This window comes from Bounagaea algeriensis, assembly GCF_054491375.1.
This window is the reverse complement of record NZ_CM137102.1, coordinates 1,231,181-1,256,704: the sequence shown is the minus strand read 5'-3', so window position 1 is coordinate 1,256,704 and position 25,524 is coordinate 1,231,181. Positions and strand designations below refer to the sequence as shown.

24 protein-coding genes are annotated in these 25,524 nt (G+C 71.9%); 8 read left to right on the top strand and 16 right to left on the bottom strand.

Annotated elements, in window-relative coordinates; translation table 11 throughout:
- Position 1 precedes the first annotated feature (1 nt).
- The 16 genes from ACVGV2_RS05735 to hemW form a co-directional block, all read right to left on the bottom strand.
- Positions 2–427 carry a hypothetical protein gene (locus ACVGV2_RS05735; protein WP_459165886.1) on the bottom strand — a complete coding sequence of 142 codons (426 nt, stop codon included), beginning with the start codon at positions 425–427 and terminating at the stop codon, positions 2–4.
- 5 nt (positions 428–432) lie between these two features.
- Positions 433–1,314 (bottom strand): isoprenyl transferase, encoded by an 882-nt coding sequence (locus ACVGV2_RS05730; protein WP_459165005.1) that lies wholly within the window; start codon positions 1,312–1,314, stop codon positions 433–435.
- A gap of 37 nt (positions 1,315–1,351) precedes the next feature.
- Complete coding sequence (gene recO / locus ACVGV2_RS05725; protein WP_459165004.1) at positions 1,352–2,194, bottom strand: DNA repair protein RecO; 843 nt, start codon at positions 2,192–2,194, stop codon at positions 1,352–1,354.
- Between the two features lie 40 nt (positions 2,195–2,234).
- A complete protein-coding gene (locus tag ACVGV2_RS05720; RefSeq protein ID WP_459165885.1) occupies positions 2,235–2,375 on the bottom strand; it encodes a hypothetical protein in 141 nt (46 codons plus the stop codon).
- Positions 2,376–2,484: 109 nt separating this feature from the next.
- Positions 2,485–2,913 (bottom strand): DUF2752 domain-containing protein, encoded by a 429-nt coding sequence (locus ACVGV2_RS05715; RefSeq protein ID WP_459165003.1) that lies wholly within the window; start codon positions 2,911–2,913, stop codon positions 2,485–2,487.
- 146 nt (positions 2,914–3,059) lie between these two features.
- A complete protein-coding gene (locus ACVGV2_RS05710) occupies positions 3,060–3,533 on the bottom strand; it encodes a CD225/dispanin family protein (protein ID WP_459165002.1) in 474 nt (157 codons plus the stop codon).
- 116 nt (positions 3,534–3,649) lie between these two features.
- Complete coding sequence (gene era, locus ACVGV2_RS05705) at positions 3,650–4,579, bottom strand: GTPase Era (RefSeq protein WP_459165001.1); 930 nt, start codon at positions 4,577–4,579, stop codon at positions 3,650–3,652.
- 101 nt (positions 4,580–4,680) lie between these two features.
- Positions 4,681–5,046, bottom strand: coding sequence for a cytidine deaminase (locus tag ACVGV2_RS05700; RefSeq protein WP_459165000.1), 366 nt, complete (start codon positions 5,044–5,046; stop codon positions 4,681–4,683).
- Positions 5,039–6,397 (bottom strand): hemolysin family protein, encoded by a 1,359-nt coding sequence (locus ACVGV2_RS05695; RefSeq protein ID WP_459164999.1) that lies wholly within the window; start codon positions 6,395–6,397, stop codon positions 5,039–5,041. The genes ACVGV2_RS05700 and ACVGV2_RS05695 overlap by 8 nt, the downstream gene beginning before the upstream one ends.
- 71 nt (positions 6,398–6,468) lie before the next feature.
- Positions 6,469–7,023 carry an rRNA maturation RNase YbeY gene (gene ybeY / locus ACVGV2_RS05690; RefSeq protein WP_459164998.1) on the bottom strand — a complete coding sequence of 185 codons (555 nt, stop codon included), beginning with the start codon at positions 7,021–7,023 and terminating at the stop codon, positions 6,469–6,471.
- Complete coding sequence (locus ACVGV2_RS05685; protein WP_459164997.1) at positions 7,020–8,093, bottom strand: PhoH family protein; 1,074 nt, start codon at positions 8,091–8,093, stop codon at positions 7,020–7,022. The genes ybeY and ACVGV2_RS05685 overlap by 4 nt, the downstream gene beginning before the upstream one ends.
- Before the next feature lie 349 nt (positions 8,094–8,442).
- Positions 8,443–8,808, bottom strand: coding sequence for a histidine triad nucleotide-binding protein (locus tag ACVGV2_RS05680; protein WP_459164996.1), 366 nt, complete (start codon positions 8,806–8,808; stop codon positions 8,443–8,445).
- A 513-nt stretch (positions 8,809–9,321) separates the two neighbouring features.
- Entirely contained in the window at positions 9,322–10,062 is a 741-nt protein-coding gene (locus ACVGV2_RS05675) for a 16S rRNA (uracil(1498)-N(3))-methyltransferase (RefSeq protein ID WP_459164995.1), read from the bottom strand.
- A gap of 3 nt (positions 10,063–10,065) precedes the next feature.
- Positions 10,066–11,238 carry a molecular chaperone DnaJ gene (gene dnaJ / locus ACVGV2_RS05670; protein ID WP_459164994.1) on the bottom strand — a complete coding sequence of 391 codons (1,173 nt, stop codon included), beginning with the start codon at positions 11,236–11,238 and terminating at the stop codon, positions 10,066–10,068.
- A gap of 105 nt (positions 11,239–11,343) precedes the next feature.
- Positions 11,344–12,387 carry a heat-inducible transcriptional repressor HrcA gene (hrcA, locus tag ACVGV2_RS05665; RefSeq protein ID WP_459164993.1) on the bottom strand — a complete coding sequence of 348 codons (1,044 nt, stop codon included), beginning with the start codon at positions 12,385–12,387 and terminating at the stop codon, positions 11,344–11,346.
- A gap of 350 nt (positions 12,388–12,737) precedes the next feature.
- Positions 12,738–13,967, bottom strand: coding sequence for a radical SAM family heme chaperone HemW (hemW, locus tag ACVGV2_RS05660; protein WP_459164992.1), 1,230 nt, complete (start codon positions 13,965–13,967; stop codon positions 12,738–12,740).
- Positions 13,968–14,033: 66 nt separating this feature from the next.
- Between hemW and ACVGV2_RS05655 the strand changes: the two genes are divergently transcribed.
- From ACVGV2_RS05655 to ACVGV2_RS05620, 8 genes are all read left to right on the top strand, one after another.
- Complete coding sequence (locus ACVGV2_RS05655; RefSeq protein ID WP_459164991.1) at positions 14,034–14,132, top strand: putative leader peptide; 99 nt, start codon at positions 14,034–14,036, stop codon at positions 14,130–14,132.
- Positions 14,133–14,319: 187 nt separating this feature from the next.
- Positions 14,320–16,017, top strand: a complete 1,698-nt coding sequence (locus ACVGV2_RS05650) for a nitrite/sulfite reductase (protein ID WP_459164990.1) — start codon at positions 14,320–14,322, stop codon at positions 16,015–16,017.
- On the top strand, positions 16,014–16,205 hold the full coding sequence (locus ACVGV2_RS05645) for a hypothetical protein (protein ID WP_459164989.1): 192 nt from the start codon (positions 16,014–16,016) through the stop codon (positions 16,203–16,205). The genes ACVGV2_RS05650 and ACVGV2_RS05645 overlap by 4 nt, the downstream gene beginning before the upstream one ends.
- Entirely contained in the window at positions 16,202–16,933 is a 732-nt protein-coding gene (locus tag ACVGV2_RS05640) for a phosphoadenylyl-sulfate reductase (protein ID WP_459164988.1), read from the top strand. Before ACVGV2_RS05645 ends, ACVGV2_RS05640 begins: the two co-directional genes overlap by 4 nt.
- 41 nt (positions 16,934–16,974) lie before the next feature.
- Positions 16,975–17,925 carry a sulfate adenylyltransferase subunit CysD gene (cysD, locus tag ACVGV2_RS05635; RefSeq protein WP_459164987.1) on the top strand — a complete coding sequence of 317 codons (951 nt, stop codon included), beginning with the start codon at positions 16,975–16,977 and terminating at the stop codon, positions 17,923–17,925.
- A gap of 35 nt (positions 17,926–17,960) precedes the next feature.
- Complete coding sequence (locus ACVGV2_RS05630; RefSeq protein WP_459164986.1) at positions 17,961–19,301, top strand: sulfate adenylyltransferase subunit 1; 1,341 nt, start codon at positions 17,961–17,963, stop codon at positions 19,299–19,301.
- A gap of 5 nt (positions 19,302–19,306) precedes the next feature.
- The gene (locus ACVGV2_RS05625) at positions 19,307–20,077 is read left to right on the top strand and encodes a sirohydrochlorin chelatase (RefSeq protein WP_459164985.1); all 771 of its coding nucleotides are present in this window, start codon (positions 19,307–19,309) and stop codon (positions 20,075–20,077) included.
- A gap of 214 nt (positions 20,078–20,291) precedes the next feature.
- Positions 20,292–25,409 carry a type VII secretion system-associated protein gene (locus tag ACVGV2_RS05620; RefSeq protein WP_459164984.1) on the top strand — a complete coding sequence of 1,706 codons (5,118 nt, stop codon included), beginning with the start codon at positions 20,292–20,294 and terminating at the stop codon, positions 25,407–25,409.
- The last annotated feature ends 115 nt before the right edge of the window (positions 25,410–25,524 follow it).

Here is a 25,524-nt window from a genome sequence, read left to right as displayed (position 1 = left end):
GCTACCGCGCCAGCTCGTCCCGCACCTGCGAGGCCGTGGACACCACGAGCATGAGCAGCGTGCCCAGCGCGGACGCCTCCATCCCCGCTGCCGGGAACGCGTACCGCAGGGTCACGTCCGCGCCCCGCTCGTTCGGCACGGTGCCGAGGGTGCCGAACAGGCCGCGGCCGGCGCGTTCGGCCACCGCGCGGCCGAGTTCGTCCCCGCCGGGCACGTCCCAGGCGACGACGCAGGTCAGGCTCAGCACGGTCAGCCCCTCGGTGAGCCGCATCGCCTGCACCACGCAGGGCACGTCGGCGTGCTGGAAGGTCAGCGTGCCGTCGTCGTCGACGTGCACGTCGACGAAGGCCTCCAGGGCCTCGCGCGCCGATGCGAGCAGCCGCGCGGTCGCCGCCGCGTCCGCGGGGCTCGCCACGTCCTCGGGCATGCCGGTCACGACGAGACCCCCTGTTGACCGCCCTCGGCCGAGGGGACCTGCACGCCGGCCTCCTGCTCGCCGGTCTCCTGCTCGTCGGCCTGATCGATCGCCCCGCCGAAGCGCCGGTCCCGGCGCGCGTACTGCTCGCAGGCGCGCCACAGGTGCCTGCGGTCGACATCGGGGAACAGCGTGTCCTGGAAGACGAACTCGGCGTAGGCCGACTCCCACAGCAGGAAGTTCGAGGTGCGCTGCTCCCCCGAGGGCCGGATGAACAGGTCCACGTCGGGCATCCGCGGCTGGTACAGGTGCTTGGCCACGGTGCGTTCGTCCACCCGGTTCGGGTTGATCTTCCCCTCGGCAGCCAGCTGCGCGATCCGCCGGGCGGCGTCGCCGACCTCGGCGCGGCCGCCGTAGTTCACGCACATCGTCAGGTTGAGCCGGTCGTTGTCCCTGGTGCGTTCCTCGGCCGACTGCAACTCGTTGATGACGCTGCGCCACAGCTTGGGCTTGCGCCCGGACCACCGGACCCGCACGCCCAGTCCGTCGAGCTCGTCGACGCGGCGCCGGATCACGTCGCGGTTGAACCCGAGCAGGAACCGCACCTCCTCCGGGCTGCGCTTCCAGTTCTCGGTGGAGAAGGCGTACAGCGACAGCCAGTTCACGCCGATCTCGATCGCGCCCTTGGCCAGTTCGAGCACGACGGCCTCGCCGCGCTTGTGGCCTTCGACGCGCGGCAGCCCGCGCTCGTTGGCCCAGCGCCCGTTGCCGTCCATGACCACGGCGATGTGGTTCGGGACGAGTTCCTGCGGCAGTTCCGGCGGCCGGGCGCCGCTCTCGTGGGGTTCGGGAGGACGCACCTGCACATCGTCCCTGCCCTGCCCGCGGCGTCGCAGCATGGCTGTAGTTCTCCTTCGAGCTGCTGAGGGGACCGCCTCATTGTCCCGACGGTGCTCGACCGGGTGAGCACCGGTCCGTCCCGGCGACTTCGGCGGTCTCCTCGTCCTCCTCGTCGAACGGGGTGGCCCGCTCGCGGATGAATTCGGGTGCGGTGCGCTCCACCAGCGGCAGCGAGCGCAGCTGCCGTTCCATGTGCCACTGCAGGTGCGCGGCCACCAGGCCGCTGGCCTCCCGGCGCACCGGTTCGGACGCCGCCTCGGCGGTGTCCCAGTCGCCGTGCAGCAGCGCGGCCATGAGCGGCATGGTGCGCTCCGAGGGGTGCACCGAGCCCGCGGGGCGGCAGGGCACGCAGACCGCTCCGCCGGCGGCCACGTGGAACGCGGCGTGCGGCCCGGGCAGGCCGCAGCGGGCGCACGCGTCGACGGCCGGAGCCCATCCGGCGAAGGCCATGGCGCGCAGCACGAACGCGTCCAGCACGAGCGACGGGTCGCGCCGGCCCTCGGCGAGCGCACGCAGCGCGCCGACCACCAGCAGGTACAGCCGCAGCACGGGTTCGCCCTCTTCGGCCGCCAGCCTGTCCACGGTTTCCAGCGCCGCGCAGCCCGTGGTGTAGCGCCGGTAGTCGGACACGATGCGCATGCCGAACGCGTCCAGGGTCTGCACCTGCGTGATGACGTCGAGGGTGCGTCCGGTGTGGAACTGCACGTCGACGTGGCCGAACGGCTCCACCCGGGCCCCGAAGCGCGAGTTGGTGCGGCGCACGCCCTTGGCCACCGCGCGCACCTTACCGTGGCGGCGGGTGAGCAGGGTGACGATGCGGTCGGCTTCGCCGAGCTTCTGCACGCGCAGCACGACCCCGGTGTCCCGGTAGAAACTCACGCCGCCATCATCGCACCCGCCGCGGACGCCCCGGTGGCAGTCACGAACCCGCCATGAGGGCCACCGTCACAAAACCACCGAGCAGGATCCAGAGCCCGCAGACGCTCCAGCCGACGATCACGCCCGTCAACGCCGCACCACGTCCTTCGTAGCGGTGCGGCTGCTTCTTGATCTGCCTCAGGGCGATGTGGCCTCAGCAAGCTCCGATGCGCCGACAGGACCGACCGCGGAAGATATCAACTCTCGGCCCCCGCGGGCAGGTTCCGCCGGTGCGCGTCCCGCACGGCACCTCAGGTGTCGGAAGCGAGGGCGGTGAACGGCGCGAACGGTAGATTCCGCGCCAGCGTCCACAGCAGGATCAGGACCAGCGCCGTCACCGGCGCCCACCGCCACTGCTCCCAGGTGCTGTAGCGCCGGTCGTTCCAGCGACCGACCACCCACGCGGTCCAGGTCCACAGGAAGAACGGCAGGAACAGCACGAGACCGGTGTTGTAGTCGAGCGCGGCGAGCACGTCTCCGTGCAGCAGGCTGTACAGCACCCGCGTCGAACCGCAACCGGGGCAATCGAAGCCGGTCAGGAACCTCACCGGGCACGGCGGCAGCGGGATTCCCGCATCCGGAGAAGTCGGGGCAGCGAGCACCACCACCACCGCGGCGGCGCACGCCGCACCCGTGGTCATCGCGGGCAGCGCCATGCGCCGAGCCGTCTGCGCGGTCACGCCGCGAATTCTCCGGACATGTGGAAAACCCCGCTGAAGAACACCACATGAGTGATCACGAGCAGCTCGGACATTTCCGGGTTTTCAGCCCCCGCACGAGGACGGTGGCTCGCCCGCTCCCGCGAGCGGGCGAGCCACCGGAGGATTCAGTAGGTACTGCTGCTGCTGGCAGCGAACACGCTGATCAGGATCACGGCGATGTAGAGGAGAATGAGCAGTCCCCAGCCGCAGGCGCCGACGATGATGCCGATCTTGCCCCACTTCTTGGCGTCGGCACCGGCTTGGTGGGCCTCCATGACCTGGCCTTGCTGCCACAGGCTCTGCACGGAGGTCGCCTTGATCAACGCCGCGATCGCGAAGGGCCAGCACAGGAAGATCGAACCGATCGCCCACCCCAGGTTGTTGTTCGGCGGCGCACCACCGGGCTGCGGCTGGCCGTACGGGGGAGGCGCTCCGTACGGCTGCTGGCCGTACGGCTGCTGTTGCTGCTGCGGCATCGGCCCGGACTGCGCGTACGGGCCGGCCTGTCCGTACGGCTGCTGGGGTTGCGGCCCGGAGTGCGGATAGCCGCCGCCTTGCTGAGGCTGCTGCCCCGGGTGCTGCCCATAGGGGTTAGTCACGAATGGTCCCTTTTGCTCAAGTCTATTTCCCTCGGCGGCCGCGGGTGATCACGTTCCGCGGGCTCGGGCAATCTACCGCACGGGAGCGCCGCACCGTGCCGGCTCCGCGGAACCGCTCAAAAACCCAACCGGTTCAGCTGCTTCGCGTCGCGCTGCCATTCCTTGGCGACCTTGACGTGCAGGTCTAGGTAGATCTTGTTGCCGAGCAGCCGGCGGATGTGCCGGCGCGCCTGGGAACCGACCTCGCGCAGGCGCTGGCCGCCGCGACCGATGACGATGGCCTTCTGGCTCTGCCGCTCCACGTAGATCGTGGCGTACACGTCGAGCATGTCGTCGCGGTCCTCGCGCTGCTGCATCTCCTCGACGGTCACGGCCAGCGAATGCGGCAGTTCGTCGCGCACGCCCTCGAGCGCGGCCTCCCGGATCAGCTCGGCCATGACCGTGGTCTCCGGCTCGTCCGTCAACTCGCCGTCCGGGTACAGCTGCGGACCTTCCGGCAGCTGCTTGCAGAGCACGTCCGAGAGCACGTCCAGCTGCACCGTCTCCTGCGCCGAGACCGGGACGATCTCGGCGAAGTCCATCAGCTCCTGCACCGCCAGCAGCTGGTCGACGACCTGCTTGCGGCTCGCCGCGTCGGTCTTGGTGACGATGCCCACGACGGGGGTCTCCGCCGCCACCTTGCGCAGCTGTTCCGCGATGTAGCGGTCGCCCGGCCCGATGGCCTGGTCGGCCGGCATGCAGAAGCCGACCACGTCGACTTCCGACCAGGTGTCGTAGACGAGGTCGTTGAGCCGCTGCCCCAGCAGCGTCCGCGGGCGGTGCAACCCGGGCGTGTCGACGATGATCAACTGCGCGTCGGGGCGGTGCACGATGCCGCGGATCGCGTGCCGCGTGGTCTGCGGCTTGCTGGAGGTGATGGCCACCTTCGTGCCCACGAGCGCGTTCGTCAGCGTGGACTTGCCCGCGTTCGGGCGACCGACGAAGGACGCGAAACCGGAACGGTGTTCGGCGACGGACTGGGACGACTCGGACTCGTTGCTGCTCACCGCCCCATTGTGCCCAGCGGCCGCGCCCGCCACCACGCCCGGTCCCCGCACGGCGGACGGCGGTGCACCGGCCGTCGGTGCACCGCGCCCGCACGAGCGCCTCAGGAGTGCACGACGCCCTGCACCGCGCCCTGGGAGTCGGCGCGCAGCACGGGGGCCCCGGCCGCGAGGTCGCGCACCGCAGCGAGGGACTCCTCGGAGACCTCGGTGGCGTCGGTCACCACGGCCGCGGCCTCCAGCCCCGGGGCGCCGCTGGAGGCGGCAGCGCTGACAGCCGCCTGCAGCGCCGACAGCCGCAGCGAGTCCAGCTCGACCGTGCACGCCGCGTAGGTGCGCCCGTCGACGTCGCGAACGGCGGCACCCTCCGCGGCGCCGGTCCGAGCCCGCGCCGAGCGGGCCAGGGTCACGATCTTGGCGTCCTCGCCGCCCAGCTCGGCCGGTGCAGCGGTTTCCACCCGTTCAGCCACGTGTATCGCTTCCTTCCTGTTGTGCGCCGGTTCCGTCCCCGGACCGCTCGGCAACCGCCTGCTCGGAGCCCTCGGCCGGTTCGACCCGCCGCACCAGCAGTGCGTTGATCCGAATCCTGCCGCGGTGGTCCTTGCCGCCTTCGGCGCGCAGCCGCAGCCCGGCCACCTCGGCTTCCGCACCGGGCAGCGGCACGCGCCCGAGCCGCTGCGCCAGCAGTCCGCCGACGGTTTCGACATCGCCGGCGTCGATCTCCGCCTGGAACAGCTCGGCCAGGTCCTGCACGGGCAACCGGGAAATGACGCGGACGGTTCCGTCGGAGAACTCCTCGACGGGGCGGTGTTCCTCGCGGTCCGACTCGTCGGTGATCTCCCCGACGATCTCCTCGATGATGTCCTCGATGGTCAGCAGCCCCGCCGTGCCCCCGTACTCGTCGACGGCGATGGCGAGGTGGCTGCGCGAACGCTGCATCTCGCGCAGCAACCCGTCCAGCCGCTTCGTGTCGGGGACGAAGCTCGCCGTCCGCATGAGCTCACCCACCGCCGGCGAGGTGCGGTCGCCCTCGGACCGCTCCATCACCGCGCGGGTGAGTTCTTTGAGGGTGACCACGCCGACGATGTCGTCGACGCTGCTGCCGATCACGGGCAGGCGGGAGAAACCGGACCGCAGGCACAGCGCGAGCGCCTGCCGCGCGGACTTGCCGCGTTCGATCCAGATGATCTCGGTGCGCGGCACCATGACCTCCCGCGCGAGCGTGTCGCCGAGGTCGAACACGGAGTGGATCATCTTGCGCTCGCCGGCGGCGACGACGCCGCTCTCACCGGCGATGTCGACGAGCTCGCGCAGTTCCACCTCGGTGGAGAACGGTCCTTCGCGGAACCCGCGGCCCGGCGTGATGAGGTTCCCGATGAGGATCAGCAGGCGGGTGAGCGGGGTGAGCACGCGCGCCACGGCGCGCACCGGCCCGGCGACTTTCGCGCCTACGCCGTAGGGGTGTTGGCGTCCGATGGTGCGCGGACCGACGCCGACGAGCACGTACGAGGCCAGCAGCATGATCAGCGCGGCGGCGACGACCGCCCAGGCGTCCGAGTCCGCCAGTCGCAGCGCCAGCACGGTGACGAGCACGGTGGCACCGAGCTCGCAGGCCAGGCGCAGCAGCAACAGCAGGTTGACGTGCCGCGGACGGTCGGCGAGCACGGCGGAGAGCTGCCGCGCCCCGCTGCTGCCCTGGCGCACGAGTTCGTCCACCCGCGCGCGGGAGACCGCGGTGATCGCCGCTTCCGAGGCCGCGAACAGGCCGGCGGCGAGCACCAGCAGCACCGCCCACCCGAGCAGCGCGGTACTACCGGACATCGCCGCCGTTCCCTGGAGCTCGCAACACCACTGCCTTCATCGCATCGCTGCTGGCCGCACTCCTCCGCCGGTCACCCTCGCGGGCGCTCGTCCTGCGGGTCGTCCAGGCCGACGGTGCCCAGCAGGCGTTCGTCGGCGCTGCGCTGCTGCTCCTCCTGCCGCGCGGTTTCCTGCTCGTGGCGGTAGTCGGCGAGGATGCGGTTCTGCAGACCGAACATCTCCCGCTCCTCCTCCGGCTCGGCGTGGTCGTAGCCGAGCAGGTGCAGCACGCCGTGCACGGTGAGCAGGTGCAGTTCGTCGAACAGCCCGTGGCCGGCCTTGGCCGCCTGGTCCTCGGCGAACTCGGGGCAGAGCACGATGTCGCCGAGCAGCGCGGGGCCGGAACCGGCCGTGTCCGGACGGCGCGTCGTGTCGTACTCGTCCATGGGGAACGCCATCACGTCGGTGGGACCGGGCAGGTCCATCCACCGCTCGTGCAGATCCGCCATCACGTCCTGTTCGACCATGATGACGGACAGCTCGGCGAGCTGGCTGACGCTCATCTTGTCCAGTGCGAACCGGGCCGCGGAGACGATCGAGTCCCCGGGCAGGTCGGCACTCGTCTCGTTGGCGAATTCGATGCTCATCCGTGTCCCCGCCGGCCTCGGCCGTTGCCGGGCCGGCCGTTCTCGTTGTTGTCGCGCTGCGCTTCTTCCGCGGCCTGCCACCTGTCGTAGGCGTCGACGATGTCGGTCACCAGCTGGTGGCGCACCACGTCCTGGCTGTCGAGGTGGGCGAAGTGCACGTCGGAGAGGCCACCGAGGATGTCCTGCACCACCTTCAGGCCGCTGCGCTGACCACCCGGCAGGTCGATCTGCGTGATGTCGCCGGTGACCACGATCTGCGATCCGAACCCGAGGCGGGTGAGGAACATCTTCATCTGTTCCAGCGTGGTGTTCTGCGCCTCGTCGAGGATGATGAACGCGTCGTTGAGCGTGCGCCCGCGCATGTAGGCCAGCGGGGCGATCTCGATGGTTCCGGACTGGGTCAGGCGCGGCACCGACTCCGGATCGATCATGTCGTGCAGCGCGTCGTACAGCGGACGCAGGTACGGGTCGATCTTCTCGTACAGCGACCCGGGCAGGTAGCCCAACCGCTCGCCCGCTTCCACCGCGGGACGCGTGAGGATGATCCGGTTGACCTCCTTCGCGCGCAGCGCCTGCACCGCCTTGGCCATGGCCATGTAGGTCTTGCCGGTACCGGCCGGGCCGATGCCGAACACGACGGTGTTCTGGTCGATCGCTTCGACGTAGCGCTTCTGGTTGAGCGTCTTCGGGCGGATCGTCCGGCCGCGGCGCGAGAGGATGTCGAGGCTGAGCACTTCTGCCGGTGACTCGTTGTTGCCCTCGGAGAGCATCGACACGCTGCGGCGGACGGCGTCGGGCGTGACGGTGCCCTTGCTCGCCAGGGTGATGAGCTCGGCGAGGACGCGTTCGGCGAAGGCCACCTCCGCCGACTCGCCCGAAAGAGTGACTTCGTTGCCGCGGACGTGCACGTCCGCGGCGAGGAGATCCTCCGCGACGCGGAGGTTCGCGTCCCGCGAGCCGAGCAAGGTCAGCACGAGCTCGTCCGGGACGGTCACTGTCGATTGCGCGGAGAAGTTCCGCGACTGTTCTCCGGACTCGGCGGCGGCACCGCCGGTGGGGATTCCGGCCACGTGGTTTCGGGCCCTGCTTTCTGCGCTCGCTGCGCTGCTCGACGGACAGTTCCAACGCCCTCGCGAGCGAACTCGCCGCCCGGCGGGGTCGTACCACCGATGGTAGAACACTCGACAATTCGCGCCCGGCTGCGCGTGCACCGCCGCGTGCGGCGGGCGGGCGAGCGCGGAGCCGCCGCACACCCGGAGTCACCGCACGCCCCGGGACCACCGCACGCCCGGAGTCACCGCACGCCCCGGGACCACCGCACGCCCGGAGTCACCGCACGACCCGGTCACGTGCGCACCGGATCGCCGGCAGCCGTGCTGCTCGGCCCGGCGCGCCGCGCAGCCGGGACGGCCGGTCGGCTCAGCCCTTGATCGGCCCGCCGGTCATCCCGCCGAGGTTCTCCCCGCCGAGCAGGTGCAGGTGCACGTGGAAGATGGTCTGGCCGGCGTCGGCGTTGGTGTTGAACAGCAGCCGGTAGCCGGACTCGACGATGTCGTCGTCCGCGGCGATGGCGTGGGCGGTTTCGATCAGTTCGGCCAGCAGGCCGGGGTCGCCGGCCGCGAGCTCGGCGGCGTTGCGGTAGGGGCTCTTGGGGATGACCAGCGCGTGGGTCGGCGCCTGCGGGTTGATGTCCCGGATGGCGATGAGCCGGTCGTTCTCCCGCACGATGTCGGCGGGGATTTCGCGGTCGATGATCCGCTGGAACAGCGAGTCCGTGTCACTCATGCCCGGAGATTATCGCCGAGCGCCACCGGCCCCGCGCGCCACCACCCGTGATCCGCGGGGGTCGTCAAAGCCAGAGCGCACTGCCGGACACGACAAGCCGCGACCCGCAGCCACCATTTCGACGCGAAGCGTCGAGCACCCAGCAAGCAACGCACCAGCCGCAGGTTCTCCAGTGCGTCTCTCGTGAGGAAGGTCCGACGCTGCGTAGGCGGACTACTCAAGGAGGGCACCCGGAACGAGAGACGTGCTGGAGGTTCTGCCACAGGGGCCTTGCGCAACGGAACCCACCACTGTTTTCGACGCCGTGCCGCAGGAATGGATCTGGGGGTCATCCACCTGCGGCACGGCTCCCGCCGGACCGAGGGGGGAGGTGTCCGGCGGGCGGAAGGGTCCGATCGGCAACCCGTTCGGCCGCGACGCTACCGCCCCTCGGAGGAGTGACACCAGCACCCCGGCGCAGAATTGATCTCGGTCCCATCCGGCCGCGCGCGCACAACCGAACGGGCGGTGTGGTCAACACCACCGTTCGGTGCGGACGCCGAGCGCCCCCAGGGCCACGGCCGGCGCGGTGGAGGCGCGCAGCACGCTCGGCCCGAGCCGGACCGGCCGCGCTCCGGCCGCCGCCAACTGCTCCACCTCCGCGGGGGCGATCCCGCCCTCCGGGCCGACGATCAGCAGCACTTCCCCGGAACCGGGCAGCTCCACCGAGCGCAGCGCCGTGCTCCCGGCCTCGTGCAGCACGAGCGCGGCGTCGGCCTCGCCGACGAGCCGCGCCAGCTCGCGCGTGCCCACCGGGCCCGCGACTTCGGGGGTCCACGCGCGCCGCGCCTGCTTGGCCGACTCGCGCGCCGTTTCCCGCCACCGGCCGAGGGCTTTCGCGCCGCGCGGCCCGTCGTCCCATTTCGCGACGCACCGCGCGGCCTGCCACGGCACGACCGCGTCCACGCCCGCTTCGGTCGCGACCTCCACGGGCAGCTGGCTGCGGTCGCCCTTGACGAGGGCTTGGGCCAGCCGCACCCGCAGCCGCGGCTGCGGCACGTGCCAGGTCTCGGTCACCTCGAGCGCGAGTTCGTCCTTGCCGACCCCGGCAACCGAGCACTTCGCCATCCCCCCGCGCCCGTCGGCGAGCAGGAGGTCCTCCCCCTCGCGCAGGCGCCGGACGGTCGCGGCGTGCTTGCCTTCCGCACCGCCCAGCGCGGTGCGGGCATCACCGGGCAGCTCGTCGACGTGGAAGACCGGCAGCCCGTCCGGCACGGCTCAGCGGTTCCCGAACGACTTGAACCGGGAGAAGATCCCGCTGCGGTGTCCGTTGCCGTTGGCCGACACGGTCGGTTCCGGCTGCTCCTCCCCGCGCAGAGCGGCGAGTTGGCGCAGCAGCTCGGCCTGCTGGTCGTCGAGCTTCGCGGGCACTTCGACGTTGAGGTGCACGTGCAGGTTGCCGTGCCCGCTGACCTTGCCGTTGGAACGCAGCTTCGGCAGCCCGCGGCCGGTGAAGACCTGCTCGGTACCGGACTGCGTGCCGGCCTCGACGCTGATCTCCTCCTCCTCGCCGTCGAGGGTGCGCAGCGTCAGCACGGTGCCCAGCGCCGCGGCGGTCATGGGCAGGTCGATCGTGCAGTGCAGGTCGGCGCCGTCCCGGGTGAACCGCTCGTGCGGCTGCTCCTCGACCTCGACGAACAGGTCGCCCGCCGGGCCGCCACCCGGACCGACCTCGCCCTCCCCGGCGAGGCGCACGCGCATCCCGTCGCCGACACCGCCGGGGATCTTGACCGTGATCGTGCGCCGCGCGCGGATCCGGCCCTCACCGCCGCACTGCTGGCACGGTTCGGGGATGACCTCGCCGAAGCCGTGGCAGACGGGGCACGGCCGCGAGGTCATGACCTGCCCCAGGAAGGAGCGCTGCACCGACTGGATCTCGCCGCGACCGCCGCAGTTGTCGCAGGTGGACGGGGCCGTACCGGCCTTGCACCCACCGCCGTCGCAGGTGTCGCACAGCACCGCGGTGTCCACGGTGATGTCCCGGTCGATGCCGCTGGCGCACTCCTCGAGGGTCATCTCCAGGCGCAGCAGCGCGTCGGAACCGGCCTGCGCCCGGCTCTTCGGTCCGCGGCCGCCACCGCCCATGCCGCCGCCGAAGAAGGCATCCATGATGTCGCCGAGGCCGCCGAATCCGGCGAACGGATCGCCACCGCCGCCTCCGGCACCGCCGCCGCTGTCCATGGGGTCGCCGCCCATGTCCACGACCTGCCGCTTCTGCGGGTCGGACAGCACCTCATAAGCGGTGGTCACTTCCCGGAACCGCTCCTGCGCGTCCTCTTCCGGGTTGACATCCGGGTGCAGCTCCCGCGCGAGCTTGCGGTACGCACGTTTGATCTGCTCCGCGGTCGCGTCCTTGGACACTCCGAGGATCGCGTAGTAGTCCCTGGCCACCTTGTCCGTACTTCCTCTGGTCGATCAACAGGTTCACGTATCGGTCGCACCGACGCCGCGGCTGTCGCCGCCGGCTCGTGCGCAGGCGGGCGCGCGCCGGAACGGTCACCGGCCCCGCAGGATCTCACCCACGTACGTGGCGACCGCACGCACCGCCGCCATCGTCCCGGGGTAGTCCATGCGCGTGGGGCCGACCACGCCCAGCCCGCCGAGCACGGTCCCATCCGCCCCGTACCCGGTGGACACCACCGAGGTGGTCTGCATCTCCTCCGCTTCGTTCTCCGCCCCGATCCGCACGTGCACCGTACGCGAGTCGCGTGCGGCGGCGAGCAGCTTGAGCACCACCACCTGCTCCTCCAGGGCTTCCAGCACCTGGCGCAACGAGTCGGAGAAGTCCGCGACGTTGCGCGTGAGGTTCGAGGTCCCTCCCAGGACCATACGCTCGTCGGGGTGCTCGACCAGCGACTCGATGAGCACGCTGCTCACCCGCACGAGGACCGGGCGCAGCTCGTCCGGGCCGTGCTCGGGCAGGTCGGCGACCGCCGCGGAGGCGTCGGCGAGCCGCTTCTCGGACATCGCGTTGTTCAGCACGGTGCGCAGCTGCGCGACGTCGTCCTCGGAGATGACGTCACCGAGGTCCACCATGCGCTGGTCGACCCGTCCGGTGTTGGTGATGAGCACGAGCATCAGCCGGGCGGGGGTGATGGTGACGACTTCGACGTGCCGCACCGTGGAGCGCGTCAACGTGGGGTACTGCACCACGGCGACCTGCTGGGTCAGCTGCGCCAGCAGGCGCACGCTGCGCCGCATCACGTCGTCGAGGTCCACCGCGCTTTCCAGGAAGGTGTAGATCGCGCGGCGTTCGGCGGCGGTCAGCGGCTTCACCTCGTGCAGCCGGTCGACGAACATGCGGTAGCCCTTGTCGGTGGGCACCCGCCCGGCGCTGGTGTGCGGCTGGGCGATGTAGCCGTCCTCTTCGAGGGAGGCCATGTCGTTGCGCACGGTGGCGCTGGACACGCCGAGGTTGTGGCGATCGACGAGCGCTTTCGAGCCGATGGGTTCCTGGCTGGAGACGTAGTCGGCGACGATGGCCCGCAGCACCTCGAAACGGCGGTCGTCGGTGTTCACTCGCCACCTCCCACTCGGCATCGACCTCCACGGCCCGGCACCGCCGGGCCGCACGCCCACGATTGCCGGCCCTGCTCCGAACAGCGCCGCACGTGGACCACGACGACGTGCCCGCGGCGTCCGCTCCCGCACCGCGACGGATGGGCACCGCAACGGGCACCGCGGCGGGTGAGCAGCGCAGCGGGACCACCGGTGCTCCCCACCACCCAGTTTACGGGTGCAGCACCACGCCCGGGCACGCGAACGAGGATCACAGCTGCGCCCCGCTGCGGGCGAGCCCGGTCCAGCGCGGCGCAGGTGCGCTACCAGCCACGGCGCAACAGCCGCGCCGCGTCCGCGCGGGCCGGACCGGTGCGACGGGTGCGGGCGCCTCATCCGAGCAGCCGGGTCACCACTCCGTCGGCCAGCAGCCGTCCGCGCTCGGTGAGCACGGCGCGCCCGTCCTGCCACCGGTCGTGCCGCAGCAGCCCGTCCGCGACGGCCTGCTCGGCTTCCCGCACCCCCTTCTCGTCGAGCACGCCCGGGTCCAACCCGTCGCTCGTGCGCAGCGCGAGCATGATCCGCTCGATGCGGCGGTCCTCGGCGGTGAGCACCTCGCGGCCGGAAGCAGGCGAGAGCCCCTGGGACAGGCTGCGCGCGTACCGGGCGGGGTGTTTGACGTTCCACCAGCGCACACCGCCGATGTGGCTGTGCGCCCCCGGGCCGGCGCCCCACCAGTCGCCGCCGTGCCAGTAGCCGAGGTTGTGCCGGCAGCGCGCGGCCTCGTCCGCGGCCCAGTTGGACACCTCGTACCACCCCAGTCCGGCTTCGGACAGCCGCGCGTCGATGAGCTCGTAGCGGTCGGCCAGCACGTCTTCGTCGGGCACGGGCAGTTCGCCGCGGCGCACCCGGCGCGCCAGCGCGGTGCCGTCCTCGACGATGAGCGAGTACGCCGAGACGTGGTCCACCCCGGCGGAGAGCACCGCTTCGAGGGTGGCGCGCAGGTCGTCGTCGCTCTCGCCCGGCGTGCCGTAGATCAGGTCGAGGCTGACGTGGTCGAACCCGGCTGCACGTGCCTCGCGCGCAGCCTGCACGGCCCGTCCGGGCGTGTGCCGGCGGTCGAGCACCCGCAGGACGTGTTCGGCGGCCGACTGCATGCCGAGCGACACGCGCGTGTAGCCGTGCTCGCGGATGCCGGCGAAGAACTCCGGTGAGGTCGATTCCGGATTGGACTCGGTGGTGACCTCCGCATCGTCGGCCAGTCCGAAGGTGCCGCGCACCGCGGCGAGGACGTCGCCGAGGCGGTCGGCCCCGATCAGCGAGGGGGTGCCGCCGCCGACGAAGACCGTTTCCGCGGGCGGCACCGGACCTCCCGCGCTCGCGGAAACGCGCGCACCCAGTTCGAGTTCGGCGCGCAGGCCGTCGAGCCAGCTGTCGAACCCGGCGTTGTCGCCGAGCTCGTCGGCGGTGTAGGTGTTGAAGTCGCAGTAGCCGCACCGGGTGGCGCAGAACGGCACGTGCACGTACACGCCGAACGGGTGATCCCCCAGTTCGGCGAGCGCAGTTTCCGGCAGCGCCCCGTCCGCGGGAGCCGGTTCGGCGTTCGGCGGTTCCTTGGCCACGTCCCCACTGTCCCACCATGCGGATGCCGCTAGACCGGCAGGTGAGCTGATGGCAGGGTGATCGGCATGGGTATGACCGGGACCGGAACGCTGCTGGTCACCCGCCGCTACATCGACTTGCGCCGGGTTTCCAGCGCACTGTGCCCCTCGCAGCAGGGGCGGTGAACCGCGTCGCACGCGCGCAGTCGCGCCGTCCTCGTTCACCACGTGCCGGGCCCGTCCCCACGTGTGTGACCGCCCACTCCTCTCGTCCCTGTCCACGAGGCGTCGGACGCGCCGTGAGCTTGCGCCGCCTCCGAGTGAGCACACTCACGCAGCGTCGCCGCGCCTGAACGATCCCGGAGGTCGGAGCATGGTCCCCCCGACGGAAACAACCGGTCGCCCCGCCCGAAAACGCAAGGCACGTGGTGAGGGCCAGTGGGCGCTCGGCCACCGCGAACCGTTGAACGCCAACGAGCGGCTCAAGAAGGAGGACAATCCGCTCAACGTCCGCGAGCGCGTCGAGCGGATCTACGCGCACCGCGGTTTCGACTCGATCGACCCGCAGGACCTGCGCGGCCGTTTCCGCTGGCTGGGCCTGTACACGCAGCGCGCCCCGGGCATCCCCGGCGGGCGCACCGGCACGCTGGAGCCGGAGCAGCTCGACGACGACCACTTCATGCTGCGCGTGCGCATCGACGGCGGCGCGATGACCACCGAGCAGCTGCGCACCGTCGGTGAGATCGCCCGGACCTACGCCCGCGACACGGCCGACATCACCGACCGGCAGAACATCCAGCTGCACTGGATCCGCATCGAGGACATGCCGACGATCTGGGAGCGGCTGGAGTCCGTCGGCTTGTCCACCACCGAGGCCTGCGGCGACTGCCCGCGCGTGGTGCTGGGCTCGCCGGTCGCCGGCGTCGCCGCCGACGAGATCATCGACGGCACCCCCGCGGTGCACGAGATCAACGAGCGCTACATCGGCGACCAGTCGCTGGCGAACCTGCCCCGCAAGTACAAAACGGCGATCAGCGGTTCGCCGCGGTGGGACGCCGTGCCGGAGATCAACGACGTCTCCTTCGTCGGGGTCGAACATCCCGAGCACGGCCCGGGCTTCGACGTGTGGGTCGGTGGCGGGCTGTCCACCAACCCGAAGTTCGCGCAACGGCTGGGCGCCTGGGTCCCGGTCTCCGAGGTCGCCGAGGTCTGGCACGCGGTCACCGCGGTCTTCCGCGACTACGGCTACCGGCGGCTGCGGCACCGCGCCCGGATGAAGTTCCTCGTCGACGACTGGGGCGCGGAGGCCTTCCGCAAGGTGGTCGAAGACGAGTACCTGCACCGCGAGCTCCTCGACGGCCCCGCGCCGGAGACGCCGACCGAGGCCCGCGACCACTTGGGCGTGCACCGGCAGCAGGACGGCAACTACTACGTCGGCTTCAAGTCCCCCGCCGGACGCGTGAACGGGTCGAAGCTGGTCCAGGCGGCCGAGGCGGCCGAGCGGGTCGGCTCCTCGCGGGTGCGCACCACGGTGGAGCAGAACCTGCTCGTGCTGGACGTTCCGGAGTCCGAGGTGGACGCGCTCATCTCGGACATGTCCGAACTCGACCTGGACGCGACGCCCTCGCCGTGGCGCCGCGGCGTGATGGCCTGCACCGGCCTCGAGTTCTGCAAGCTGGCGATCGTGGAGACCAAGCAGCGGGCGATCGACCTCGTCGGCGACCTGGAGAAGCGCCTGGGCGACATCCAGGACGGCTTGGAGAACCCGGTGGCGGTCACCCTCAACGGCTGCCCCAACGCCTGCGCCCGCACGCAGGTCGCCGACATCGGCCTGAAGGGCCAGATGGTCACCGACGAGGACGGCAACCAGGTCGAAGGTTTCCAGGTGCACCTCGGCGGCGGGCTGGCGGCCGACACCGGCACCGGCCGCAAGATCCGCGGCCACAAGGTGACTTCGGCCGAGCTCGGGGATTACGTGGAGCGGCTGGTGCGGCGCTACGTCGCGCAGCGCGAGCAGGGTGAGCGGTTCCCCCAGTGGGTGGGCCGCGCTACCGACGAGGACCTGTCATGACGCGAGCCGACAACCGCATGGCGCCGCTGCACTGCCCGTACTGTGGCGATGAGGAACTCGTGCCGCGGGAGGAACCGGCCGGCGCGTGGAAGTGCGCCGCGTGCCTGCGCGTGTTCACCGTGCAGCTGGTCGGACTGGCGCTGCCCGAGCACGAGCGCTTCCGGCAGGAAGGAGCGCAGGACTCATGAGCCCCACGAAGGAGCAGGCCGTGGACATCGGACACCGGCGCGCGGACGAGGAGCTGCACGGCCTCGCCGAGAAGGCTTCGACCGAGCTCGCCGAGGCCACTGCCGACGAGGCCCTGACGTGGGCGGCGGAGACGTTCGGCCGGAACCTGATCGTCGCTTCGAACATGCAGGACGCCTCGCTGATCGACCTGGCCGCGCGCGTGCAGCCCGGTGTGGACGTCCTCTTCCTGGAGACCGGCTACCACTTCGCTGAGACGCTCGGCACACGCGACGCCGTGGCGGCCACCTACGATGTGAACATCGTGGACGCCACGCCCGAGCAGACCGTGGCCGAGCAGGACGGGAGCGAAGGTCCGCGGCTGTACGAGCGTGACCCGAACCGCTGCTGCTTCCTGCGCAAGGTGCTGCCGCTGCGCAACACGCTGGCGCCGTACGAGGCGTGGGTGACCGGTGTGCGCCGGGTGGAGGCGCCCACGCGCGCCAACACACCCATCGTCACCTGGGACGACCGCAACGGGCTGGTGAAGATCAACCCGTTGGCGGCCTGGACGGACGAGGAACTGCAGTCCTACATCGACAGCCGCGACGTGCTGGTGAACCCGCTGGTGCACGCCGGGTACCCCTCGATCGGGTGCGCGCCGTGCACCAGCAAGCCCGCCCCGGGCGCCGATCCGCGCAGCGGCCGTTGGGCAGGCTCGTCCAAGACCGAATGCGGACTGCACGGGTGACGGGCGCGGTACACCGCGAGAACACGGAGGACACCGGAGACATGACCACGACCGATCCCGGCATCGACACGGTGGCGGAGCCGACCCGCGAGGCGCCTCCGCAGGTGAACAATCTGGACGCCCTGGAATCGGAAGCGATCCACATCTTCCGGGAAGTGGCCGGCGAGTTCGACCGCCCGGTCATCCTCTTCTCCGGCGGGAAGGACTCCACGCTGCTGCTGCACCTGGCGCTGAAGGCCTTCCGGCCCGCCCCGGTCCCGTTCGGCCTGCTGCACGTGGACACCGGGCACAACTTCCCCGAGGTCCTCGAGTTCCGCGATCAGCTGTGCGAAAAGCACGGTTTGCGGCTGCACGTCGCCTCCGTGCAGGACTACATCGACGAGGGGCGCCTCGAGGAGCGGCCCGACGGCACGCGGAACCCGTTGCAGACGACGCCGCTGCTGGACGCGATCCGGGACAACAAGTTCGACGCGGTGTTCGGCGGCGGCCGGCGCGACGAGGAGCGTTCGCGCGCCAAGGAGCGGATCTTCAGCCTGCGCAACGCGTTCGGCCAGTGGGAGCCGCGGCGGCAGCGGCCGGAGCTGTGGAACCTGTACAACGGGCGGCACCGCGCCGGTGAGCACGTCCGCGTCTTCCCGCTGTCCAACTGGACGGAGCTGGACGTGTGGCGCTACATCCAGCGGGAGAAGGTCGAGCTGCCGGCGATCTACTACGCCCACGAACGCGAGGTGTTCCTCCGCGACGGCATGTGGCTGACCGCCGGACCCTGGGGCGGTCCCCGCGAGGGCGAGGAGGTGCACCGCAGAACGGTGCGCTACCGCACGGTCGGCGACGGCTCGTGCACCGGGGCGGTGGAGTCCACCGCCCGCACGCTCGACGAGGTCATCGCCGAGGTCGGCGCCAGCCGGTTGACCGAGCGGGGCGCCACGCGGGCCGACGACCGGCTTTCCGAGGCGGCCATGGAGGACCGCAAGCGCGAGGGCTACTTCTAGTCACTTTCCGTCCGGCAACAAGAATGGGTTCACGCATGACCGAGACCACCTCCGAAACGCCATCGGTGGCCGCCGCGTCCGACAGCGGCGTCCTGCCGGAGAGCACCGACTTGCTGCGGCTGGCCACGGCGGGTTCGGTGGACGACGGCAAGAGCACGCTCGTCGGCCGGCTGCTGCACGACACGAAGTCCGTGCTGGCGGACCAGCTGGACGCGGTGTACCAGGCCAGCGAGGAACGCGGACTGTCCACCCCGGACCTTTCGCTGCTCGTCGACGGTCTGCGCGCCGAGCGGGAGCAGGGCATCACCATCGACGTTGCCTACCGCTACTTCGCCACGCCGCGCCGCAGTTTCGTGCTCGCCGACACCCCGGGGCACGTGCAGTACACCCGGAACACGGTCACCGGCGCCTCCACCTCGCAGCTGGCGGTGCTGCTGGTGGACGCGCGCAAGGGCGTGCTCGAGCAGACGCGGCGGCACGCGGCCGTGCTGGCGCTGCTGGGCGTGCCGCGGCTCGTGCTGGCCGTGAACAAGATCGACATGGTGGACTTCGACGAGGCCACGCACACCGAGATCGCCAAGGAGTTCACCGAGCACGCCAAGGCGCTCGGCTACACCGACGACACCGTCGTGACGATCCCGGTTTCCGCGCTGCACGGCGACAACGTGGTCCGGCGTTCCGAACGCACCCCGTGGTACACCGGCCCGGCACTGCTGGAGCACCTGGAAACCGTGCCGGTGGCGCCGGATCCGCACGACGCGCCGTTCCGGATGGCGGTGCAGTGCGTGGTGCGCCCGCGCACCGAGGAGTTGCCCGACTACCGGGGCTACGCCGGCCAGTCCGCCAGCGGCGTGGTCCGCGCCGGCGACGAGGTCGTCGTGCTGCCCGCCGGAAGGCGCACGCGGGTGTCGCAAGTGGACACACCGGACGGAACGGTCGCCAGCGCCGCGGCGGGCCGCCCGATCACGCTGCTGCTGGAGGACGACGTCGACATCGCGCGCGGTGACCTGGTTGCCCACGCCGACCGCCCGCCGCGGCTGAGCGACGAGCTCGACACCACGGTGTGCTGGCTGTCCGAGAAGCCGCTGCGCGGCGGCGACCGCGTGCTGGTCAAGCACGGCACCCGCACGGTGCAGGCGATGGTCACCAAGCTCACCGGCCGCTTCGACGAGCAGGAACTGGCCACCGTGGACACACCGGAGGCGTTGGAGCTCAACGAGATCGGACGGGTGCAGCTGCGCACCTCGGAGCAGCTGGCGATCGACGAGTACGCCGACAACCGCCGCACCGGTGCGTTCCTCGTCCTCGACCCGGCCGACGGCAACACGCTCGGCGCGGGTCTCGTCGGACATCCCCTGGCCGCTGCGACGGCGTGAGCGGCATGGCGGCAGGCAACGTTCCGCTGGTCGCGGTCGCGCACGGCAGCCGGGACCCCCGGTCGGCCGCGGCGATCCACGCGCTGGTGGACGAGGTCCGCAGGCAGCGCCCGGATCTCGACGTCCGCACCGCGTTCCTGGACCTGTCGGCCCCGCGGGTGAGCGATGTGCTGGCGGGGGTGCACGGCGATGGCCACGGGGACGCCGTCGTCGTCCCGCTGCTGCTGGGGCACGCCTTCCACGCGCGGGTGGACATTCCGGGCGTGGTGGCCGATGCGGAACGCCGCCATCCCCGCCTGCAGGCGCGGATCGCCGAGGTGCTCGGCCCCGATCCGCGTTTGGAGCGGGCGGCGTGGCGACGCCTCGCCGAAGCGGGCGCCGATGCCGCCGACCCGGAACTGGGGGTGGTGCTGGCCGGTGCCGGCTCGTCGCACCCACCGGCCAACCGGAGCGTCGCGGAGGTGGCCGAGCGGTGGCGCGCCGCCGCGGCGTGGCCGGATGCGGTCGCGGCGTTCGCCGCGGCCGCCGAGCCCACCGTTGCGCAGGCGGTTACCCGCCTGCGCGCCGCGGGTGCGCGGCGCATCGCGGTAGGTTCCTGGTTTCTCGCGCCCGGGCGGCTGCCGGACCGCGTCCTCGAGCAGGCGCGGGCCGAGGTTCCGCAGGCCCTGCTGGCCGCGCCGATGGCCGATGACGGTGAGGTCGCCGCGCTCGTGCTCGACCGCTACCGCGCCGCGCTCACCGCGCCGAACATGCACGAGTCCGCCCGTTTCGCCTGAATCGCCCGAAAACCTGCTTGATATAACTGCCAGTGTCTGCATCGAACCGCGAGCTTTACTCCGTGTGGGCATGAGAGAGTGCGGAACGGTAACGAACCCTGGGAACTGACTGCGGTACGCGTTCGTCCAACAGTCAGAACCACACGGTCAAGTGAACGGGGGTTTGGGGCGTTCCATGCAGGGCCGGCGGAAAAATCGGGGGCGAGGACGCGCGATGGACACTCAGCAGGCGAACCGACCGGTGATCACAGCAGCGATGCGGGAGCAAGCCCGCAACCAGCCGAACACCTGGCTGTACGTCGTCGACCCGATCTTCACCGACCCGAACGCCGAGGTCCCGCCCTGGGGATTCATCGGCGGTTACCGGGTGGACGAGCGGGGCGAGATCACCGAGGACTTCTCCTCGAACCCGAACTACCGGCCCTCACCGGTCGCGCTGCGCCTGCCGGCACCGAGCAACGACGCCGAACGCGCCTGGCAGCTCGCCGGTACCGGCTACGCGCCCGGACAGGCACTGCTGACGGCGCTGCTCGAGGCCACCCTCATCCTCTCCGCCCAACCGCAGGGCAGCGGTCTGGTCGTGGCCGAGCCCGACGCCACCGGCCGGCGCCAGCTGCAGGTGTTCACCTCCGAGCAGTACCTGCCGCGCACCTCGACCGGCTGGCAGCACCTGACCGGGCGGCAGCTCGCCGCGCACCCGCTGGCCGGGGTGGACCTGCACGTCAACCCGACGAGCCCGATCAAGACCCGCGTACCGGCCGAAGAGCTCCTCCGCGCGGCCGGGACGCACGCCGGCGCGCCCGCGCTCACCGCGGGAGCACCACCCCAACAAGCACCCGCAGGACCGCAAAGCCCCGCCCGCGGCACGCCGGCGGTGGACGGCGGCACCGGCGGCGGCGCGAGCCCCGCCACCGGCAGCGGCGCGGCAACGGCCAGCGCCGCATCGGCCGAGCAGACGGGCAGTGCAGCGACCCCCGCCGGAGAAGCCGCCACCTCCGGTGCGGCCGGGCCGGATGCCCGCACCAGCACCGCGGTCGGCAGCGACCCCGCGCAGCCGGCCGGAGAACCCGCGCAGCCGGTCGAGGCTCCCGCGCAGCCGGTCGAGGCTCCCGCGCAGGCTGCCGAGCAGGTCCCGGAGCAGGTGGACCCCACCTCCGAGGACTTCGGCCGGCGCGTGCTCGGAGCCCTGCTGGGCGGTGCGATCGGCGATGCGCTCGGCGCACCCGTCGAGTTCTACCCCGTCGACCAGATCCGCAGCCGGTTCGGCCCGGAGGGCATCACCGACTACGACCGCAGAGCCGACCACCCGGGCGCGTTCACCGACGACACCCAGCTCACGTTGTTCACCCTGGAAGGACTCGTCCGCGCCCACGCGGGTCGACGCAACGGTGCGGCCACGGAGCCGCTGCCCGCCGTGCAGCTCGCCTACCAGCAGTGGTTGCACACCCAGGGGTACGGCTGGAGCCGCGCCGCCGGACCGTTCGCCGACAGCCAGCCCGAGCCGACCGGCTGGCTCATCGGCCACCGCGAACTGTTCTCCGTGCGCGCTCCCAGCAGCACGTGCATCACCGCGCTGCGCGAGTTCGCCGCGGTCGGTGCTCCCGGCACGTTCGACCGGGCCATCAACGAGTCCGAGGACTGCGGCGGCGTGGTCCGCGCCGCACCGGTGGCCCTGTGGTCGTCCGATCCCCGCGAGGTGTTCGAACTCGCGGCGGCCACCGCGGCGCTGACGTATTCGCATCCGAACGCCTACCTGCCCGCCGCCGTGCACGCCGTGCTGGTGCACCACCTGGTGCGCGGCGCGGAACTCGGCACGGCACTGGCCGAAGCCCGCACCCTGCTGGCCGACTACCGCAACCACGCCGACACCGAGCGGGCGCTGCGGGCGGCTGTCGAACTCAGCGCGCAGGCGCCCACACCGGAGCGCATCCGCGACACCCTCGGGTCCGGCTGGGCCGGGCACGAAGCCCTGGGCATCGCGGTGTGCGCTGCGCTGGCCACGGACACCGTGGCGCAGGCGGTGATGACCGCCGTCAACCACTCCGGCGCCAGCGACACCACCGGCGCGCTGTGCGGCGCGCTCGTCGGTGCCCGTTGCGGCTCCGCGGCCCTGCCCGGTGTGTGGCTGCGCGACCTGCGTCAGCGCCACCTGGTCGAACAGCTGGCCGCGGACGCGCTGCGGGAGTTCGGTCCGACTCCGCCCGAGGACTCGGCTTGGCACGAGCGCTACCCCGCACGACTGGATGCAGTGGACATCGCGTTCGACTCGGAACTGCCCCGCGCGGGCAAGGCTGCGGAGGCAGCGGACGACGGGGATGCGGAAAACGTCCCGGACACCGCAGATGAGAGCACACCCTCCGCAGTGGACGGCAGCTCCTCCGAGGGCGAACCCGAGTCCGGTGTGGACGAATCCCGCCCCGGCACCGCGGAGTTCGCGGACGCCGCACCCGGCGCGCAGGTCGCGGAGGGCACCGGATCAGCGGCGGCCGGCGCAGCCGTGCGCACCGCGCTCACCGCCGCGAACGAGGCCGGGCGCTCGGCCACGCCGGAGCTGCTCGAATCCCGCGTGCTCGGCTTCCTGCTCGGCGGTGCGGTCGGGGACGCGCTCGGCTACCCGGTCGAGGACGACGATCTGCCCGGCATCCGCCGCAAACACGGCGATTCCGGGATCACCGACTTCACCGAGGCGCACCGCGGCGCGATCAGCGACGAGACCCAGTTGACCGTGTTCACCCTCGAAGGGCTCATCCGGGCGAGCATCCGCCGCCGCCTGTTCGGCGAGGCGGAACCGGGCGCACAGGTGCAGCAGGCCTACCAACGATGGCTGCACACGCAGGGTTTCGACTGGCGCGACGCCCGCGGGCCGCTCGCCACCGACGCCCCGGACGGTTGGTTGATCCAGCGCCGGGACCTGTTCATGCGACGCGCGCCCAAGACCACGTGCGTGCAGGCGTTGCACGGCTACGCCAGCGGCATCCCGCGCGGCACGTTCTCCCACCGGGTCAACGACTCGAAGGGCAGCGGCGGCGTCATGCGCGCGGCACCCGCCGGGCTGTGGTCCGCGGACTCCAGTGAGGTCTGCCAGGTCGGGGCGCTGACAGCCGTGCTCACGCACGGCCACCCGAGCGGCTACCTGCCAGCCGGCGCACTGGCCGTCATCGTGCAGCAACTGCTCGGTGGCCGTTCCCTGCCGGAGGCGGTGGACCGGGCGCTGACCGAACTGTCCAGTTGGGACGGTCATGAGGAGACGACGGCGGCGCTGCGGCAGGGCATCGAACTCGCCGCCTCCGGCTCGGCCACCCCCGAGCTGATCGAAAAGCAGCTCGGCAACGGTGAGCACGGGCAGGAGGCCCTGGCCATCGGCGTCTGCGCCGCGCTGAGCCACCCCGAGTCGTTCTCCGACGCGGTGCTGCTGGCCGCCAACCACTCCGGTGCCAGCGACTCCACCGCGGCGATCTGCGGCAACCTCATGGGTGCGGCGCGCACGGTCTCGGCGATTCCGCAGGAGTGGCGCGAGACGGTGGAGCTGCGCGACGTGATCGAGGAGATCGCGCGCGACGCGATCCGCGAGTTCGGCGCGGAACCGCCGCAGGAGGAGGAGTGGCTGCGCCGCTATCCGGTCGGCAGCGGCGCGCCCGCCGCCGAGTCCGCCGGGCAGCAGGCACCGGAGTCGGACATCGCCGCGGCGGAAACGCCCGTGCACTCGGACACGGCCGCGGCGGACGCGGCTGAATCGGCCGCGGCCGAGGTCTCCGCACCAACGGCCGCCGCGCCGGAGAGCCCCGCGTCGGAGAGCCCCGCGGCGGAGGTGATCGTGCCGGAGACCACCAGCGCGGAGGAGGCCACCGCCGTGGAGACGACCTCCGCCGCGGAGGAGGCCACCGCCGCGGAGACGACCTCCGCACGTGCCGGCGATGTCGACTCCGCCGCTGAGGCCGCCCCGGCCGCGGAACCCACCGCCGCGGCTGAGCTCCCCGTGCGCGTTCCGGGCGAGAGCACGCCCGCGCGCAACGAGGAGGACGTCGACGTCCCGATCGCCGCCCCCGCCGGGAGCGCGGAGGACGACCGGCTCTCCGAGGAAGAACTGAGCCTGCTCCTCGCGTGGCGGAAGTTCCGGGACACCGGCTCCGGTGAGTCCGCGGAGCCCACCCGCGGTCTGCGCAAACTCCTCGTGGAAGCGTTCGGGCAGGAGCGGGCCACCCAGCTGCTCGGCGAGCACGAAACGCAGGACGCGGCGGTGCAACCGGCCGCCCCGATCGCGCTCGACCGCGGTGAGCGGATGCGCGGCTGCGTGCTCGGACAGGCCGTGGGCGATGCGCTCGGCGCCCCGTGGATGTTCACCGAACTGCGCGCGCTGCTGCAGGACAACCCGGACGGTGTGCGGGAGATGGCCGAGTTCGCCGGCAGCCGCGGCACGGCGAGCCGGTACGGTCAGCAGGCGGTGTTCCTGCTGGACGGGCTGGTCCGGGCGGAGCTGCACTCGGCCGTCCACGGGGTCAACACGCACTGGCCGAGCATGGTGCGCCGCACGCTGCAGCACTGGCTGCACACCCAGGGCGTGCGGATCACTCCGGAGCTGCCGCCGGGCGAGCTGGCCGGCACCGGCCTGCTGCACGCGCAGCGGTTCCCGGACGACGCCTCGCTGACGGCGCTGGCCGACACCACCGACCAGGCGGCGCTGCCCAGCCCGGCGAACCCGCCGAACGACGCGCGTACCGGCGCCGCGACGGCGCGGGGCTCGGTGGTGGGGCTCATCGCGCCGACACCGCGCCAGGCGATCGCGCTGGGCATCGACATCGCGGTGCTCACCCACGGACATCCGGACGGGTTCCTGCCCGCCGGCGCCGCGGCGGGTCTGGTGTGCGCCCTGCACGAGGGCCGCGACCCGTTGGACGCGGTCGAGGTCGTGCTCGCCGAACTGGACCAGCGCGAGGGCGCGGAGAGCACCGCGACGGCCCTGCGGTCGGCGGTGGAGCTGGCACGGCGCGGTGCGGTCTCCGCGAGCGGACTGGCCGAGCTCGGCGCGGGCAGGCGGGCACCGCAGGCACTGGCGATCGCGGTGGCAGCGGCGCTGACCCACGCGGACTCGTTCGCCGAGGCGGTGTCGTTGGCCGCCACGCACGGCGGTGACAGCGCGGCCTCCGCCGCGATCTGCGGGAGCCTGCTCGGTGCCGCGCGCGGCACCGCGGGCATCCCCGCCGAGTGGTTGTCCACTGTGGAGCTGCACGGGGTGCTGGATCAACTGGCGACCGACTTCTCGCGCGTGGCAACCGAGGTCCGGCCCGAGCGCGAACTCCCCGGGTGGGCGCACCGCTACCGCTCACCCGACTGAGGTCGCACCCCACCTGACCAGGGGTTCGTACATTTCGAGCGAAACGTGCGCACGGCCGGTGGCGGCTGGCTGCACGTGCAGCTCCGGTGTGATCGCGCACCGACGGTTGGAAGCA

What these genes read in the sequence shown, in the direction of transcription:
- ACVGV2_RS05655 (WP_459164991.1), top strand. Translation starts at nt 14,034, where the DNA reads ATGGGTATGACCGGGACCGGAACGCTGCTGGTCACCCGCCGCTACATC.
- ACVGV2_RS05630 (WP_459164986.1), top strand. Translation starts at nt 17,961, where the DNA reads ATGACCGAGACCACCTCCGAAACGCCATCGGTGGCCGCCGCGTCCGAC.
- ACVGV2_RS05650 (WP_459164990.1), top strand. Translation starts at nt 14,320, where the DNA reads ATGGTCCCCCCGACGGAAACAACCGGTCGCCCCGCCCGAAAACGCAAG.
- ACVGV2_RS05620 (WP_459164984.1), top strand. Translation starts at nt 20,292, where the DNA reads ATGGACACTCAGCAGGCGAACCGACCGGTGATCACAGCAGCGATGCGG.
- ACVGV2_RS05625 (WP_459164985.1), top strand. Translation starts at nt 19,307, where the DNA reads ATGGCGGCAGGCAACGTTCCGCTGGTCGCGGTCGCGCACGGCAGCCGG.
- ACVGV2_RS05640 (WP_459164988.1), top strand. Translation starts at nt 16,202, where the DNA reads ATGAGCCCCACGAAGGAGCAGGCCGTGGACATCGGACACCGGCGCGCG.
- hrcA (WP_459164993.1), bottom strand. Translation starts at nt 12,387, where the DNA reads ATGCCGAGTGGGAGGTGGCGAGTGAACACCGACGACCGCCGTTTCGAG.
- ACVGV2_RS05645 (WP_459164989.1), top strand. Translation starts at nt 16,014, where the DNA reads ATGACGCGAGCCGACAACCGCATGGCGCCGCTGCACTGCCCGTACTGT.
- ACVGV2_RS05730 (WP_459165005.1), bottom strand. Translation starts at nt 1,314, where the DNA reads ATGCTGCGACGCCGCGGGCAGGGCAGGGACGATGTGCAGGTGCGTCCT.
- cysD (WP_459164987.1), top strand. Translation starts at nt 16,975, where the DNA reads ATGACCACGACCGATCCCGGCATCGACACGGTGGCGGAGCCGACCCGC.
- ybeY (WP_459164998.1), bottom strand. Translation starts at nt 7,023, where the DNA reads ATGAGCATCGAATTCGCCAACGAGACGAGTGCCGACCTGCCCGGGGAC.
- ACVGV2_RS05695 (WP_459164999.1), bottom strand. Translation starts at nt 6,397, where the DNA reads ATGTCCGGTAGTACCGCGCTGCTCGGGTGGGCGGTGCTGCTGGTGCTC.
- ACVGV2_RS05680 (WP_459164996.1), bottom strand. Translation starts at nt 8,808, where the DNA reads ATGAGTGACACGGACTCGCTGTTCCAGCGGATCATCGACCGCGAAATC.
- ACVGV2_RS05735 (WP_459165886.1), bottom strand. Translation starts at nt 427, where the DNA reads ATGCCCGAGGACGTGGCGAGCCCCGCGGACGCGGCGGCGACCGCGCGG.